This is a genomic window from Staphylococcus pragensis (assembly GCF_004785665.1).
Lineage (GTDB): Bacteria > Bacillota > Bacilli > Staphylococcales > Staphylococcaceae > Staphylococcus > Staphylococcus pragensis.
The window spans coordinates 434,093-449,717 of sequence record NZ_SRPJ01000001.1; the positions used below are offsets into that span (position 1 = coordinate 434,093).

At 32.3% G+C, this 15,625-nt stretch carries 15 protein-coding genes and 1 riboswitch; of the genes, 10 read left to right on the plus strand and 5 right to left on the minus strand.

The features are described 5' to 3' along the window. Window positions 1-12 precede the first annotated feature (12 nt). Window positions 13-1,491 carry a bifunctional phosphoribosylaminoimidazolecarboxamide formyltransferase/IMP cyclohydrolase gene (gene purH, locus E2558_RS02230; RefSeq protein WP_126565350.1) on the plus strand — a complete coding sequence of 493 codons (1,479 nt, stop codon included), beginning with the start codon at window positions 13-15 and terminating at the stop codon, window positions 1,489-1,491. Between the two features lie 33 nt (window positions 1,492-1,524). Further along, the gene (purD, locus tag E2558_RS02235; protein ID WP_126565351.1) at window positions 1,525-2,763 is read left to right on the plus strand and encodes a phosphoribosylamine--glycine ligase; all 1,239 of its coding nucleotides are present in this window, start codon (window positions 1,525-1,527) and stop codon (window positions 2,761-2,763) included. Between the two features lie 60 nt (window positions 2,764-2,823). On the opposite strand, the gene E2558_RS02240 is transcribed toward purD, so the two are convergent. From E2558_RS02240 to graF, 4 genes are all read right to left on the minus strand, one after another. Continuing rightward, window positions 2,824-3,633: an energy-coupling factor transporter transmembrane component T family protein gene (locus E2558_RS02240; protein WP_126565352.1), complete on the minus strand. Its 810-nt coding sequence runs from the start codon at window positions 3,631-3,633 to the stop codon at window positions 2,824-2,826. Continuing rightward, on the minus strand, window positions 3,626-5,029 hold the full coding sequence (locus E2558_RS02245) for an ABC transporter ATP-binding protein (protein ID WP_126565353.1): 1,404 nt from the start codon (window positions 5,027-5,029) through the stop codon (window positions 3,626-3,628). The genes E2558_RS02240 and E2558_RS02245 overlap by 8 nt, the downstream gene beginning before the upstream one ends. 12 nt (window positions 5,030-5,041) lie before the next feature. Then, window positions 5,042-5,617, minus strand: coding sequence for an ECF transporter S component (locus E2558_RS02250; protein WP_126565354.1), 576 nt, complete (start codon window positions 5,615-5,617; stop codon window positions 5,042-5,044). An 87-nt stretch (window positions 5,618-5,704) separates the two neighbouring features. Then, window positions 5,705-5,805, minus strand: a riboswitch (TPP riboswitch). A 138-nt stretch (window positions 5,806-5,943) separates the two neighbouring features. Further along, window positions 5,944-6,078, minus strand: coding sequence for a glycopeptide resistance-associated protein GraF (gene graF, locus E2558_RS12420; RefSeq protein ID WP_194432013.1), 135 nt, complete (start codon window positions 6,076-6,078; stop codon window positions 5,944-5,946). A gap of 150 nt (window positions 6,079-6,228) precedes the next feature. Here graF and auxA point away from each other — a divergent pair, with 150 nt between their 5' ends. From auxA to ptsP, 5 genes are all read left to right on the plus strand, one after another. Then, on the plus strand, window positions 6,229-7,524 hold the full coding sequence (gene auxA, locus E2558_RS02255; protein WP_126565355.1) for a lipoteichoic acid stability factor AuxA: 1,296 nt from the start codon (window positions 6,229-6,231) through the stop codon (window positions 7,522-7,524). Between the two features lie 176 nt (window positions 7,525-7,700). Further along, window positions 7,701-8,873, plus strand: coding sequence for a class I SAM-dependent rRNA methyltransferase (locus E2558_RS02260; RefSeq protein ID WP_126565356.1), 1,173 nt, complete (start codon window positions 7,701-7,703; stop codon window positions 8,871-8,873). Between the two features lie 66 nt (window positions 8,874-8,939). Beyond that, a complete protein-coding gene (locus E2558_RS02265; protein WP_126565357.1) occupies window positions 8,940-9,482 on the plus strand; it encodes a DUF697 domain-containing protein in 543 nt (180 codons plus the stop codon). Between the two features lie 327 nt (window positions 9,483-9,809). Then, window positions 9,810-10,076: a phosphocarrier protein HPr gene (locus E2558_RS02270; RefSeq protein WP_103297095.1), complete on the plus strand. Its 267-nt coding sequence runs from the start codon at window positions 9,810-9,812 to the stop codon at window positions 10,074-10,076. 2 nt (window positions 10,077-10,078) lie between these two features. Then, window positions 10,079-11,794 (plus strand): phosphoenolpyruvate--protein phosphotransferase, encoded by a 1,716-nt coding sequence (ptsP, locus tag E2558_RS02275; protein WP_126565358.1) that lies wholly within the window; start codon window positions 10,079-10,081, stop codon window positions 11,792-11,794. Between the two features lie 138 nt (window positions 11,795-11,932). Here the strand turns inward: ptsP and E2558_RS02280 are convergent, their stop codons facing one another. Beyond that, window positions 11,933-12,166, minus strand: coding sequence for a glutaredoxin family protein (locus E2558_RS02280; RefSeq protein ID WP_126565359.1), 234 nt, complete (start codon window positions 12,164-12,166; stop codon window positions 11,933-11,935). A 214-nt stretch (window positions 12,167-12,380) separates the two neighbouring features. Between E2558_RS02280 and E2558_RS02285 the strand changes: the two genes are divergently transcribed. From E2558_RS02285 to E2558_RS02295, 3 genes are all read left to right on the plus strand, one after another. Beyond that, window positions 12,381-13,733, plus strand: coding sequence for a cytochrome ubiquinol oxidase subunit I (locus E2558_RS02285; RefSeq protein WP_126565360.1), 1,353 nt, complete (start codon window positions 12,381-12,383; stop codon window positions 13,731-13,733). After that, window positions 13,733-14,749, plus strand: coding sequence for a cytochrome d ubiquinol oxidase subunit II (locus E2558_RS02290; protein WP_126565361.1), 1,017 nt, complete (start codon window positions 13,733-13,735; stop codon window positions 14,747-14,749). The genes E2558_RS02285 and E2558_RS02290 overlap by 1 nt, the downstream gene beginning before the upstream one ends. Window positions 14,750-14,873: 124 nt before the next feature. After that, on the plus strand, window positions 14,874-15,533 hold the full coding sequence (locus tag E2558_RS02295) for a potassium channel family protein (protein ID WP_126565362.1): 660 nt from the start codon (window positions 14,874-14,876) through the stop codon (window positions 15,531-15,533). The last annotated feature ends 92 nt before the right edge of the window (window positions 15,534-15,625 follow it).

Here is a 15,625-nt window from a genome sequence, read left to right on the forward strand (position 1 = left end):
GATAAGTAAATCATGAAAAAAGCAATTTTAAGTGTTTCAAATAAAAGTGGAATTGTAGAATTTGCTAAAGCATTAAGCGACTTAGATTATGAATTATATTCAACTGGCGGTACGAAACGTGCACTTGAAGAAGCTTCTGTTCCAGTAAAATCTGTGTCTGATTTAACTCAATTTCCTGAAATTATGGATGGTCGTGTTAAAACGTTGCATCCAGCAGTACATGGAGGCATTTTAGCGGATCGAGATAAACCTGAACATCTTGAGCAATTATCAGAACAACATATTGATTTAATCGATATGGTAGTCGTAAATTTATATCCTTTTCAAAAAACAGTGTCAAATCCAGATGTAACTGAAGCGGATGCCATTGAAAACATAGATATTGGTGGTCCAACGATGTTACGTGCGGCAGCTAAAAACTTTAAACATGTTACTACAATTGTTCATCCTGCAGACTATAATGAAGTGATTGAACGAATTAAGTCTGACCGTTTAGATGAAGCGTTCCGTAAAGAATTAATGATTAAAGTATTTGCGCATACAAATGAATATGATCACGCAATTGTAAGTTTCTTCAAAGGAGATAGCGAACAATTACGCTATGGTGAGAATCCACAACAATCTGCACGCTTTGTGCGCACATCTTCAAGTAAACACACGATTGCAGGTTCTAAACAATTACATGGTAAAGCGCTTAGTTATAATAACATTAAAGATGCTGACTCAGCGTTATCTTTAGTGAAGAAATTTAGTGAACCAGCAGCTGTAGCAGTGAAACATATGAATCCATGTGGTGTTGGTATCGGCAATACAATTGAAGATGCTTTCAAGAATGCATATGATGCGGATAATCAATCTATCTTTGGCGGTATTATTGCTTTAAATAGAACGGTAACGGCTGAACTTGCTGAAACGTTGCATGCTATCTTTTTAGAAGTAGTAATTGCCCCAAGATTTACTGATGATGCATTAGACATTTTAACTAAAAAGAAAAATATACGTTTACTAGAAATTGATATGACTATTGATAATCGAGAAGAAGAATTTGTTTCAGTATCAGGTGGTTATTTAGTTCAAGATAAAGATAACTATGAAGTTACTAAAGATGACATGAAAGTAGTGACTGATGTGGAACCAACAGACGATCAATGGGAAGCAATGCTACTTGGTTGGAAAGTGATTCCATCTGTAAAAAGTAACGCAGTTATTTTAAGTAATACAAAACAAACAGTAGGTATTGGTGCAGGTCAAATGAACCGTGTAGGCTCTGCGAAAATTGCATTAGAACGTGCAATTGAAATTAATGATAATGTTGCTTTAATTTCTGACGGTTTCTTCCCAATGGATGATACTGTTGAATTAGCAGCTAAACATGGTATCAAAGCAATTATCCAACCTGGTGGTTCAATTAAAGACCAAGATTCAATCGATATGGCAAATAAATATGGTATTACTATGGTAATGACAGGTATGCGTCACTTTAAACACTAATAAAATATTGAAAAGGATGGAGGGACGATTTAGATGAATGTTTTAGTTATAGGTGCAGGTGGACGTGAACATGCTTTAGTTTCTAAATTGCATCAATCACCTTTAGTTCAACAATTATTTGCGATTCCGGGTAATGATGCTATGGAGAATATGGCAGAAACACATACTGAAATTGCTGAAAATGACCACGAGGCTATTTTAAAATTTGTAAAAGAAAATAATGTTGAGTGGGTAGTGATTGGTCCTGAACAACCTTTAATTGATGGATTATCTAATCAATTGCGTCAAGCGAATATTAAAGTGTTCGGACCAAATAAAGAAGCGGCACAAATAGAAGGTTCTAAATTATTTGCTAAACAGTTGATGGAGAAATACGATATTCCAACTGCTGATTACAAAGAAGTGAATTCTAAAACTGAGGCGCTTGATTATGTCAATCAATGCGAGTTGCCAATTGTAGCTAAAAAGGATGGTTTGGCAGCTGGCAAAGGCGTAATTATCGCCGAAACACGTGAAGACGCAATCGAAGCGGTTGAAACATTATATCCTGAAGAACAGGGCAAAGTAGTATTTGAGCAATTTTTAGAAGGCGAAGAATTCTCATTAATGACCTTTGTTAATGGCGACTATGCAGTACCATTTGACTGTATTGCACAAGATCATAAACGTGCTTATGATAACGATGAAGGTCCTAACACTGGAGGAATGGGTGCGTATTGCCCAGTCCCTCACATTTCCGAAGATGTTCTAAAACGTACGGATAAAGAAATTGCTCAACCTATTGCGAAAGCGATGAAAGCAGAAGGATATGAGTACTTTGGCTTACTTTATATTGGAGCAATTTTAACTTCAGAAGGTCCTAAAGTTATAGAGTTTAATGCACGTTTCGGAGATCCAGAAGCCCAAGTATTATTAAGTCGTTTAGAAAGTGATTTAATGGCTCAAATCGTGGCTTTAGACCGTAAAGATCCTATCCGCTTCCAATGGCATGATGACTATATCGTAGGCGTTATGCTAGCATCTAAAGGTTATCCAGGTAGCTACGAGAAAGGTGCCAAAGTCACAGGTTTCGAATTAAATGATAATTATTTCGTTAGTGGCTTACGTAAAGAAGATGATGATTTCGTTACTTCAGGAGGCAGAGTTTTATTAGCTATCGGAAAAGGGGAAACAATTGAAGAAGCGCAAGTTGCAGCTTATAGTAACGTGGAAAAAGTAGAAAGTGATAATTTATTCTATCGTCATGATATTGGAAATAAAGCGTTGAAATAAAGGTATTAATAAAAAAAGAGGGCGTATCATATTTTGAGTGATACGCTCTCTTTGTGTGCTTTAAGCTGTATATCCTGATACACGTGCATCTGTAATACCGGTAATTGGTAAATACTGTGAAAGGTAAAATGCAATGATTAAAATGGCCACAACGCAGATTACAAATAAAATGTCTTTATAAGAAAAAGGTGCTTTGTAATAATACGTTCTTGGACCATCTTTAAAGCCTTTTGATTCCATTGCCACAGATAATTGATGTGCACGACGGATATTTTGACTTAAGATTGGTATTAATAAATGTTTGAGACGTTTAAGTCCTCTATAATTTGAAGCATCTATCATTTGATAACGCATTTTTAGTGAACGTCTCAATTGAATGAATGATGTAAAAATGAGAGGGACCATTCTAATCGCAGCCATAAACGCATAAGCGATTTTAGGTTTAACTTTTAAATGTTGCATTAAACTATAAAAAATCATGACAATTTGCGAAGTTAAAGCGATTAGAATTCCTAACATAGAAACTGAAATGGTACGTAAAGATACATGTAAACCTCTAACTAAACTTTCTATACTAACTTGAATAAATCCTAATGAAAACAGGACATGAGTTCCATCACCATAAAGAATCATAAATAAAGAAGATAATAGAGCAAATAATACGCAAGCTAGTACTAATGTACCTGTGATTTTAAAAGAGGTACCATTGAATAATAGTAATAGCAAAAATAGCAACAACGTAATATAAATCATATAATCAAAGTTATGTACAAAGATAACAAAGAAGAATAAAGCTATTCCAAGTAATAATTTAGTAATGATATTAACATCATCAACAAATGTGTAATGTTTTTTCCAACGTTCAAACATGCAGTTCACCTGCCATCTCTATAAGTTGACCATTTTCAACATTTAATCGACGAGTTGGATAACGTCGAATGATTTCAGGATCATGAGTTACCATAACAATCGTTTGTCCATTAGATACTCGTTCTTGGAATAACTTTATTAATTGAAATGTATTATGACTATCCAAACCGAATGTAGGTTCATCAAGTAAAATAATGTCAGCTTTTGAACTTAGAGCAGTTGCTACACTTAAACGTCGTTTTTGGCCCATTGATAATTCAAACGGATGTTGCTCTTTTACATTCTCTAAATGTAAGAGTTTTAATAATTGTAGTGTTTCATTATCTGCAGTTTTTCGATCTAAATGATTGTAATGAATATTAATTTCATCATAAACAGAATTCGTAATAAACTGAAGTTCTGGGTTTTGATAAATAAGATACATGTGTTTAGCAGCATCCTTAATTTTTTTCAATTGTTTATCTTGATAAAACATTTGTCCATTATATTTAATTAATTGAAGAATAGATTCTAATAAAGAAGTCTTTCCAGCTCCATTTTTACCAGTAATGGTAATCCATTCTCCCGGATGAATACTAAAGTCATCTACAGTAAACAATTTATTTTTTCCACGAATAATTTCACCATTTTTAAAATCTAATAATACTTTACTTTTATTAGGCGATAGTGATTTTGACTCGGGAGCGCGTTCCCAGGCTTGAGGATGCCAAACTCCATATTCTGTAAGTAATGCTTCACAATTTTGAAGTATGTAATCAGGTGTATTATCAGCGATAATTTCACCTTCGTAATTCATTAAAATAACACGGTCAACATATTCCCAAATATGTTCTACTTTATGTTCCACAATAAGTACGGTTTGATCTGTCCACAAATGGATTAATTTTTTCCATAAATCTGCTGTAGCATCTACATCTAACATAGCAGTAGGCTCATCTAAGAAAAGCGTATTCGCTTCTTGAAGAATAGTTTCTACTATTGCTAGTTTCTGTTTCATACCGCCACTTAAGTGATTAACAAAGGTATCTTCTGTGACATTTAAATCTACAGAAGCAAGGGCATTTTTAATTAGTTGATCCATTTCATGACGAGGCACTTGTTTATTTTCAAGTACAAATGCTAATTCTTCATATACTTTAGGCATACAAAATTGTGTGTCTGGGTCTTGAAAGATTACACCAGATTGTGAATCAATTTCTAATTCATCATACTTCATAGGAAGTTCAATGAGATTAGGAACGATTCCACTTAAAACATTAAGCAATGTGCTTTTACCAGATCCAGAAGGACCTAGTAAAAGCACTTTTTGTTTATCTTTAATTTCTATATTTAAGTTATCGAAAATTTTTCGATTACCATTTGGGTATTTTAGGCGTAAATTTTTAACTCTTAACACATGAATTTCCCCTTATAGGTTGTCGTAATCTTTTTGAGAAGCAGGGCGGAATAATTTAGTTACACCGGTTTGATCAAGTGCTTTAACGATATAGTAAGATAAAATACCTGCTATTACGATACCGCTAATAATACGGAAAACTATAAACAAAATTAAATTCCAAGATGCAACTTCTTTCATATATCCATAATAGAAATCTATTGGAAGAGAAATGACAGCTGCTGCACATCCTGCTAGCATAGCTACCATTAGTGAGCGTGATTTATATTTGAAAATTGCAAAAATGATTTCACAAGCTAAACCTTGTAAAATTGCATATACAATTGTAGGAATACTAAATTCCCCTTTAACAATAGTTTCACCAGCTCCAGCAGCAAATTCAGCAAGTAAGGCAATTCCTGGTTTAGGAATGATTAGATAGGATACTACACCCGCCATAAACCAGATTCCATATGTAAGTTGTTCTAAATGAAAACCTAATGCTTGAACAACATTATAAGGTAAATACATTAAATTATAAATGATAGCAAAAATTACTGCTATCAGCACCGTTACTAAGATTTCTGATAGCTTTAAACCTTTTGACATACTACTTCCTCCTAAAAAAACGCACAACCCTCCGTAGAAAGTTGTGCGTGAATTTAAATAAAATGCATTATGTATGTATTACAATTATTTATATTAGCGACACTTTCCTACGCTAGCTTTTAACTAGATCAGGTTCAAAGGGTTCGAGGATACTCCTCATCTCAGTATACACACCCCTAGTGCGTTGAATATTTAATTTAACTTAAATGTATGACTTTTAAGAAATATTGTCAAGATGCTTTTAAATTTAAATATATTTTAAAGAAAAAATTGAAAAAATAAAAACTACCAGTCAATGAATAATTGACTGGTAGCAAAAAATTAAATTAATCTAAAGTATCTTGAACATCTTGCTTAGTTTGCTCTAGATCGTCAGTTTTTTCTTCTTTTTGTTCTTTTAATTTGTCTTCAGCTTCTTTAGCTTGTTCAGCTGCTGTTTTTTTAGCATCTTCGTTTGTCATCATACAACACTCCTCGTTGAATAATTGTTACATCTATTGTTTACCCAATAAAAAGTAGGTTAAACTTAAATAGGTCTAGAGAAGTATTTTATTTTTTTATTAAAGACAAGATGAAAATCTTCATATATAATAAATTTTGAGGTGAACAGTATGTCTTTTCTTAAGAAACACACCGAGATTATCTATAGTTATTTAATCGGTATCGTTTCACTCTTCACGGGTCTCATTATCCTAATCAATTTACCTTTAATTAAACAACTAAAAGATAAAAATAAAGCTGAATTAAGGATACATAATTTATGGGATTTTCTTAATGCATTCTTTAGTGAAATAATTAGAGTGATGAGTAGATTCATAGGCAACTTTCCTATTATTAGTGCAGTCATCATTATTTTGTTTGGTATTCTTTTAATGTTAATTGGTTATACATTATATAGAACTACGAAATATGATTACGACATCTCAATTTTCTTTTTAGTTATTGGAATTCTATATTTCCTTATTACAATTACATTAATGACGCAAGTATATGGTTTTTGGGCAGTGATTTTCGTCATTCCATTTGTTATCCATACAGGCTATATCGTCTATAAAGATGAACTTTATAGCGAAAATAGAAAAAGTCACTATCTATGGATTATTGTTTCATATGGTATTGCTTATTTAATTACTCAAATTTCTTTATACGGCAAAATTGATGCAAATGAAATTGCACCAATTGATATTTTAAGTGTAGATACTTTCTTCTTAGTGATGTGGCTATTAGCTCAAGCATCTATTTGGAACTTCTTATTCTTAAGAAGATCACTTCCATTAACTAAGGAAGAATTAGGGGAAGAAGAACCAGAATTATCAAGAACTACTAAAGGAAATGTATCGACTCAATCTAAAGTTCATTTCAAACAACTTCAAGATAAAACATCAGAATATGCACATAAGACGAGAAGAAGTGTAGACTTAGAAAAAATTAGATCTAAACGCGATAAATTCAAAAGTAAATTTAAAAATGTGTTTGATATTCAAGAAGACGATATTCCTAATTGGATGCGTCGACCTAAATGGATTAAACCAGCGTATGTAGAAATCTTCTGTGGTTTTGTTTTATTCTTATTTACATTTATAGAATTTAACAATCGAAATTCATTATTTGTGTCTGGTGAATGGCAATTATCGCAAACACAATATGTTGTTGAATGGGTAACATTATTATTACTAATGTTTATTATCATTATTTATATAGCTACTACATTCACACATTACTTGAGAGGTAAATTCTACTATTTACAACTCTTTATGATTAGTATTTTATTCTTTAAATTACTAACAGAATTCATTAACATTATGCTTCACGGTCTGCTTTTATCAATATTTATCACACCGACATTAATCATTATGTTAATACCAGTAATTATTGCCTTTACGCTACAGTTAAGAGATCGTCCTTAATATCATCACGTATATGATTAACTCCCTTCAAAGTTTTAAAAATGAAGAACTTTGAGGGGAGTTATTTTATTTAGTTTTGTTTAGTATAAAGTGAAATTTAATTTTGTTAAAATAGACAAGAACGTATAATGGAAAGATTTTCTAATAAAAATATGATTTAAATAGGAGCGTTAGAAATGAAAATAGCAACTTTAAATAAAGGAAAAGAAACAAAATATTTAAATCAATATCCGTTAGTCGATGAAGAAGATATTTATCAACACGACCATTTAAAGGAAGGCGACTTATTTTATCTAATGACTGAAAGTGATCAATACATTGCAACAGCATATGTTGGACGTCAACATAAAGGTTTAGGGTGGGTATTGAGTTATGACCAAAACGAAGTCATTAATACTCAGTTTTTCGAAAGTTTGTTTAAACAAGCGTTAGAAGAAAGAGAATATTATTATCATATTGAAGGCACAAATGCTTTCAGACTGTTTAATGCTGAAGGTGATGGCGTAGGTGGTCTTACAATTGATAACTATAATGGCCATTTACTTATTCAATGGTATTCAAGAGGGATTTACAAGTTCCGTTACAACGTGGTAGAAGCCATCCAAAATGTATTTGAGTTTAAGTCAATTTATGAAAAGATGCGTTTTAAAGATACAGAGTATACTGGAGGCCATGTGTTAGGGGAAACGCCAGAATTCCCAATTGTAATAGAAGAAAACTTTACATTTTATAATGTAGATTTAAATGATGGTTTAATGACAGGTATCTTTTTAGACCAAAAAGAAGTACGTAAAAAATTACGCGATCATTTTTCAGAAGGAAGAACAATACTTAACTTATTTAGTTATACAGGGGCATTCTCAGTTATAGCAGCTCAAAATGCGGAAATGACGACAAGTGTCGATTTAGCAAATCGTTCACGTGCTCTAACTGAAGAAAACTTTGGACTCAATGGTATTGACCCTAAAAGTCAGTATATCTACGTAATGGATACTTTTGATTTTTATAATTATGCCGCTCGTCATGCCAAACAATATGACACAATTGTAATTGATCCACCAAGTTTTGCACGTAATAAGAAGAAAACTTTTTCAGTGCAAAAAAATTACGATGACTTGATTAATGGTGCATTAGATATTTTAGCGCCAAATGGCTCAATGTTATTATGTACGAACTCAAGTGTCTTTCCGTTAAAATCTTTTAAAAACGTGATTAAAAAGACATTAGAATCAGCAGGCGTAGAATATGAAATAGAAGAAGTAATGGGCTTGCCAAAAGACTTCAAAACACATCCACATTATAAACCATCTAAATACTTGAAAGCAGTATTCTTAAATATTAAGCATTAACATAAATAAAAGTGGGTATAATGGTTTAATGAATGAAAAAGAATCAACATGAAAGGGTGTCAAAGTATGGGAATTATAAATAGATTTACAAATAACATGACAAATAAAGTGGGTAACAAAGTATTGAATATGGAAGAAATTAAGGAAAAAAGTGCTTTACCTACTACTAAAGAAGAAATTGAAGAGCGTAGAGTGAGAGCAGAAGCGCTTGTTAAAAAGAAATCTCTTCTATCTTCTGGGATGAGCGTTGTTCCTATTCCAGGACTAGACTTTGGTGTGGATATTAAATTAATGAGAGACATCATTGAAGATGTTAATAAAATTTATGGTCTTGACCACAAACAAGTGAATAGTTTAGGCGATGACGTTAAAGAACGTGTATTATCTGCTGCGGCGATTCAAGGTAGCTCATTTGTAGGGAAAAAAGTATCAAGTGCTGTATTAAAGGTAGTAATAAGAGATATGGCGAAACGTACTGCTGCCAAACAAACAAAGTGGTTCCCAGTCGTTGGACAAGCAGTGTCAGCTTCTATTAGCTATTACTTTATGAACAAATTGGGACGAGACCACATAGAAAAATGTGAAAAAGTTCTATATGATATTATTTAAAATGGAAATGTTGTAGTATAATTAATATAAAGTGTTAATAAGATAACAATTATAATATTGATTGAATTTATTAACAAAATAATAGCAAGCAACAGATTGGCGATATTTAAGTAGAAATATTAATTTTAAATAGGAAAGTATTAATATTGATATTGAAGTTTATTGACAGTCTGAATTGCTTGTCTAGTCATATCATTTACCATTATAATAGGGTTTCAATCGTATAAGAATTGAATTCGCTATTATATTTTGGTAGTGTTATGTTATAAAATTATGTTAGACTATGATAAATTTGAATATTCTAACTTTGCGAAGGAGAAATAGATTATGGAACAAAAATCTTATGTAATTATCGATGAAACTGGTATTCATGCACGTCCTGCAACTATGTTAGTTCAAACTGCATCAAAATTTGATTCAGATATTCAATTAGAATACAACGGTAAAAAAGTTAACTTAAAATCTATCATGGGTGTTATGAGTTTAGGTGTAGGTAAAGATGCTGAAATCACTATCTATGCTGACGGAAGCGACGAACAAGACGCAATTCAAGCTATCAGTGATGTCTTATCTAAAGAAGGTTTAACTGAATAATTATGTCAAACTTAATTAAAGGTATTGCAGCGTCTGATGGCGTTGCAATTGCTAAAGCATACTTATTAGTAGAGCCAGATTTATCATTTACGAATGAAAAAGTCACTGATACTGATGCTGAAATTAAAAAGTTTAGAAATGCGTTAGAAGCTTCTAAAATTGAGTTAACTAAAATCAGAAATAACGCTGAGAAACAATTAGGTCCTGATAAAGCTGCTATCTTTGATGCACATTTATTAGTACTTGATGATCCTGAGTTAATTCAACCAATCGAAGATAAAATTGCGAATGAAAAAGCAAGTGCTCCAGAAGCATTACACGAAGTCACTACGCAATTTATTACAATCTTTGAATCAATGGATAATGAATACATGAGAGAGCGTGCTGCAGATATTAGAGACGTTTCTAAACGTGTGTTAGCACATCTTTTAGGTGTTGATTTACCTAACCCAAGTATGATTGATGAAAGTGTAGTTATCGTCGGAAATGATTTAACACCTTCTGATACTGCACAATTGAATAAAGAATTTGTTCAAGGCTTTGTTACTAATATTGGTGGACGTACTAGTCACTCAGCAATTATGAGTCGTTCATTAGAAATTGCTGCTGTAGTTGGTACTAAATCAATTACTAATGAAGTGAAACAAGGCGACATGATTATTGTTGACGGTACAACTGGTGACGTAATCATTGATCCTACTAAAGACGAATTAATTGCTTATCAAAATAAACGTGAACGTTTCTTTGAAGATAAGAAAGAATTACAAAAATTACGCGACGCAGAAACTGTTACAGTTGACGACGAACATGCTGAATTAGCTGCGAATATCGGTACGCCTGATGATTTATATGGCGTAATGGAAAATGGCGCTGAAGGTATTGGTTTATATAGAACTGAATTCCTTTACATGGGTAGAGATCAAATGCCAACTGAAGATGAGCAATTTGAAGCCTATAAAAAAGTGCTTGAAACTATGAAAGATAAACGTGTAGTTGTGCGTACTTTAGATATTGGTGGGGATAAAGAATTACCTTACTTAAATTTACCTAAAGAAATGAATCCATTCTTAGGATATCGTGCAATTCGTTTATGCTTAGATCAACAAGATATTTTCAGAACTCAATTACGTGCATTATTACGTGCGTCTGCATACGGTAAATTAAATATCATGTTCCCAATGGTAGCAACTATTAATGAATTCCGTGATGCAAAAGCGATTCTTTTAGATGAAAAAGATAAACTTAAAAACGAAGGTCATGAAGTGTCAGATGAAATTGAATTAGGTATCATGGTTGAAATTCCATCAACTGCTGCTTTAGCAGATGTATTTGCTAAAGAAGTTGATTTCTTCAGTATTGGTACGAATGATTTAATTCAATACACTATGGCCGCTGACCGTATGTCAGAACGTGTTTCTTACTTATATCAACCATATAATCCAGCGATTTTACGCTTGGTTAAACAAGTTATCGAAGCTTCTCATAAAGAAGGTAAATGGACTGGTATGTGTGGTGAAATGGCTGGAGACGAAACGGCTATTCCATTATTACTAGGTTTAGGATTAGATGAGTTCTCTATGAGTGCAACATCTATCTTAAAAGCTAGAAGACAAATTAATGGTTTAAGTAAAAATGAAATGGCAGAATTAGCACATCGTGCAATTAATTGTGCTACACAAGATGAAGTTAAAGATTTAGTAAATAATATTTCTAAATAATTATATAAATAGCACCTTTGTTTAATTTGACATTAGACAAAGGTGCTTTTCTTGTTTTAAACGTTTTACATCAAGACTTAACTATACAGACTAGATGTGCGACGTTTTTTGATGAAAAATATTTATTTATTAAAGCGACTAGTTCTCAATATTAAAAGCTTTATTAATTTTTTCCATATCAACATTGTACATAGGCTCATCATTTAAAAGTATAAATGGTGTTGAAAATGCATCATAGTTCATCATTTCTTGTCGATATTCGTCTTTAGCAATATTTTTTTCTTCATAACTTACATGATGTTCGCTTAAATAATTTTTAACAAAAGTGCAAGGCGGACAATCATTTTGTGTGTAAATCGTGATTGAAGACATTGATTAACACTCCTTTTTGTCAATTATTTCAACTGAAATTACTATATAAAATATATCTAAGAAATGCAAACTGTGAAAATTATGTGAAATACATTGTTAAAAATTTATGAAGATTAAGCAAAACAATTTAGTTAGAAAAATGAAAGTAATATAATTTAAAGCAATTGTTTCTAAAAACATAAATCTTAAATATAAAGAAAAAGGTGATTAATATATGGATTCTGTTGAAATTAGTCGATTTCTAACGGGTATGACATTAGCGGTTCATATCATCTTTGCTACCATTGGTGTAGGTATGCCGTTAATGTTTGCCATCGCAGAATTTTTAGGGATTAAAAATAAAGATCCTAAATATATCGCATTAGCCAAACGTTGGTCGAAAGGTTATACGATTACAGTAGCAGTAGGGGTAGTTACTGGTACAATTATTGGTTTACAACTTTCATTGATTTGGCCAACTTTCATGAAATTAGGTGGGCATGTTATAGCTTTACCACTCTTTATGGAAACATTTGCATTCTTCTTTGAAGCTATTTTCTTAAGTATATACTTATACACATGGAATCGTTTCAAAAATCAATGGATACATTTTCTTATCAGTATTCCAGTAATAATAGGTGGTTCATTCTCAGCTTTCTTCATTACATCAGTTAACTCATTTATGAATACACCAGCTGGATTCGAAATGAAACATGGCAAAATGGTTAATGTACAACCATTTGAAGCAATGTTTAATCCCTCATTTTTAGTTAGAGCATTTCATGTAGTCGCTACAGCTGGTATGACAATGGCGTTTCTTTTAGCTGCTATTGCTGCTTTTAAATTATTGAAGAATAAATTTAGTAAAGATGCTGACTATCATAAAAAAGCATTGAAAATGACAATGATTGTTGGTTTTATAAATACTTTACTTGCAATGCTTGCTGGAGATATGTCAGCGAAATTTCTTCATAAAGTACAACCTGAGAAATTGGCCGCTTATGAATGGCATTTTGATACACAATCTAAAGCTGATTTAGTATTTTTCGGTGTATTAAATGATAAAACACAAGAAGTTCATGGTGCGATTAAAATTCCTGGTATGTTAAGCTTCTTAGCTGATAATAATATTAATGCAAAAGTGAAAGGGTTAAATGATTTTCCTAAAAATGATTTACCTCCTTTAATTGTGCATTACTTCTTTGATTTAATGGTTTCAATGGGTATATTCTGTTTTATCGTTTCAGGGCTATTTTTACTTACATTAATCTTTAAAAAATTACGCAAGTTTACACTGAACAAAGGTTTATTATATGCAGTATTACTAACAGGACCTGCGTCGTTATTAGCTATTGAATTTGGTTGGTTTTTAACTGAAATGGGTAGACAGCCATGGATAGTTCGAGGCTATATGCGCGTAAGTGAGGCAGCTACACAAGCTGGTGGAATTACATTAGTTACAATTATGTTTGGATTGTTATATTTAGTTCTGTTATTTACTTCGGCTTACGTCTTATTACGTATGTTTAAAAATAAACCAGCCCAAGATGATGTAGATAAAGTCATTGAAAAAGGAGGTCAAGCATAATGGATTATACTAGTATTGGTATTGTTGTATTATGGACATTCTTATTTTTCTATATTATTGTAGCTTCAATTGATTTTGGTGCAGGATTTTTCACATTGCATACTAAATTAGCTGGAGAAGAAAAAAAGATTAACCACCTTGTTGAACGCTATCTTAATCCAGTTTGGGAAGTTACAAATGTATTCTTTGTCTTCTTCTTTGTAGGTTTTGTCGGATTCTTTCCAGATTCTGCCCTATATTTAGGCACAGTGCTATTAGTACCTGGCTCAATTGCGTTAGTGCTTATTTCAATTAGAAGTAGTTTTTATGCTTTTGAACATTATGGTCAAGATACGAAATTACCGTGGATCTTTTTATACGGGGTGACGGGATTATTAATTCCAGCTTCATTAGCAACCGTATTAACTATATCTGAAGGTGGTTACATTAACCAAAGAGGCTCACACATTGATTTAGACTGGGTCCAATTACTCTTAAGTCCATTTGCTTGGTCAGTGGTATTTTTAGCAATTATCAGTGTATTATATATTTCATCTGGTTTCTTAACTTATTATGCAGCTAAAGCTAAAGATGACGTAGCATATTCGTTTATGCGTCAATGGTTTATGTTTTGGGGACCACCAATGATTATTATTTCATTATTTGTGTTCCTCTCATTAAGAATTCAAAACTCAAACCATTTCTATAATGCAGTTACGAATTATTGGTGGATGTTTGCCATTAGCTTTATCTTTTTCTTAATTGCTGGTGTATTAAACTTAATGAAAAAATATCATGGTTTAGCGTTTATTATGGTTATTTTACAAATGGCTTTTGCTTTTTATGGTTATGGTATGAGCAAGTTACCTTACATTTTATATCCATACATTAAAATTACAGATTCAGGCGTCAATTCATCAATGGGACTAGCACTTGTTATCGTGTTTATTTTAGGTTTACTTTTATTAGTTCCATCGTTAATATTATTATTGAGATTATTTGTATTCGATAAATCGTATGTCGAAGGCAAGAAATAACTACAATAATGAAGGGGCTGAGATAAGTTTAATTTATGTTTTGAAGTGAGTGTGTTTACTTTTCAAAACATGGAATAGGCTTTCTTGGCTCCTATTTTTTATAGAAGATAGGGGTATCTACGGTATGGAGAAGGAATATGTTGTTATAGGTCTAGGGCGTTTCGGTGGTAGTATCGTAAGAGAACTAAATGCGCTTGATATGGATGTTATGGCAATTGACAGAGACGAAGCAAGAGTGAATGAGTATAGTGATATTGCTACGCATGCAGTGGTGGCTGATACTACAGATGAAGCGGTAATGAAAAGTTTAGGTATACGTAACTTTGATCACGTAATTGTAGCAATTGGGGAAAATATTCAATCGAGTACGTTGACGACCTTAATTTTAAAAGAATTAGGGGTTAAGAAGGTTACGGCTAAAGCTCAAAATGATTATCACGCTAAAATATTAAATAAAATCGGGGCAGATACAGTAGTGCATCCAGAAAGAGATATGGGACGACGTATTGCGCATAACGTGGCGAGTGCAAGTGTATTAGATTATCTTGAATTAGCGGATGAGCATTCATTAGTTGAATTGAAAGCAAGTGAGAAGATGACAGGACAGTCTATTATAGATTTAGATATTCGTCGTCAGTTTGGAATTAATATTATTGCGATTAAACGAGGCAAGGAGATTATCGTGTCACCAGATCCAAATATGAATATTGAGTTTGGAGATATACTCATTATGATTGGTCACGATAATGATTTAAATCGTTTTGAAAAGAAAATTGTACGTTAAAATAGGATATAAAAACACTAGTAAAGAAAAAAAGCACGGTATAGTACATGTTCAAAAAACATGTCTATATCGTGCTTATAATTTATTTATAA

What these genes read in the sequence shown, in the direction of transcription:
- purH (WP_126565350.1), top strand. Translation starts at nt 13, where the DNA reads ATGAAAAAAGCAATTTTAAGTGTTTCAAATAAAAGTGGAATTGTAGAA.
- purD (WP_126565351.1), top strand. Translation starts at nt 1,525, where the DNA reads ATGAATGTTTTAGTTATAGGTGCAGGTGGACGTGAACATGCTTTAGTT.
- E2558_RS02240 (WP_126565352.1), bottom strand. Translation starts at nt 3,633, where the DNA reads ATGTTTGAACGTTGGAAAAAACATTACACATTTGTTGATGATGTTAAT.
- E2558_RS02250 (WP_126565354.1), bottom strand. Translation starts at nt 5,617, where the DNA reads ATGTCAAAAGGTTTAAAGCTATCAGAAATCTTAGTAACGGTGCTGATA.
- graF (WP_194432013.1), bottom strand. Translation starts at nt 6,078, where the DNA reads ATGACAAACGAAGATGCTAAAAAAACAGCAGCTGAACAAGCTAAAGAA.
- auxA (WP_126565355.1), top strand. Translation starts at nt 6,229, where the DNA reads ATGTCTTTTCTTAAGAAACACACCGAGATTATCTATAGTTATTTAATC.
- E2558_RS02260 (WP_126565356.1), top strand. Translation starts at nt 7,701, where the DNA reads ATGAAAATAGCAACTTTAAATAAAGGAAAAGAAACAAAATATTTAAAT.
- E2558_RS02265 (WP_126565357.1), top strand. Translation starts at nt 8,940, where the DNA reads ATGGGAATTATAAATAGATTTACAAATAACATGACAAATAAAGTGGGT.
- E2558_RS02270 (WP_103297095.1), top strand. Translation starts at nt 9,810, where the DNA reads ATGGAACAAAAATCTTATGTAATTATCGATGAAACTGGTATTCATGCA.
- ptsP (WP_126565358.1), top strand. Translation starts at nt 10,079, where the DNA reads ATGTCAAACTTAATTAAAGGTATTGCAGCGTCTGATGGCGTTGCAATT.
- E2558_RS02280 (WP_126565359.1), bottom strand. Translation starts at nt 12,166, where the DNA reads ATGTCTTCAATCACGATTTACACACAAAATGATTGTCCGCCTTGCACT.
- E2558_RS02285 (WP_126565360.1), top strand. Translation starts at nt 12,381, where the DNA reads ATGGATTCTGTTGAAATTAGTCGATTTCTAACGGGTATGACATTAGCG.
- E2558_RS02290 (WP_126565361.1), top strand. Translation starts at nt 13,733, where the DNA reads ATGGATTATACTAGTATTGGTATTGTTGTATTATGGACATTCTTATTT.
- E2558_RS02295 (WP_126565362.1), top strand. Translation starts at nt 14,874, where the DNA reads ATGGAGAAGGAATATGTTGTTATAGGTCTAGGGCGTTTCGGTGGTAGT.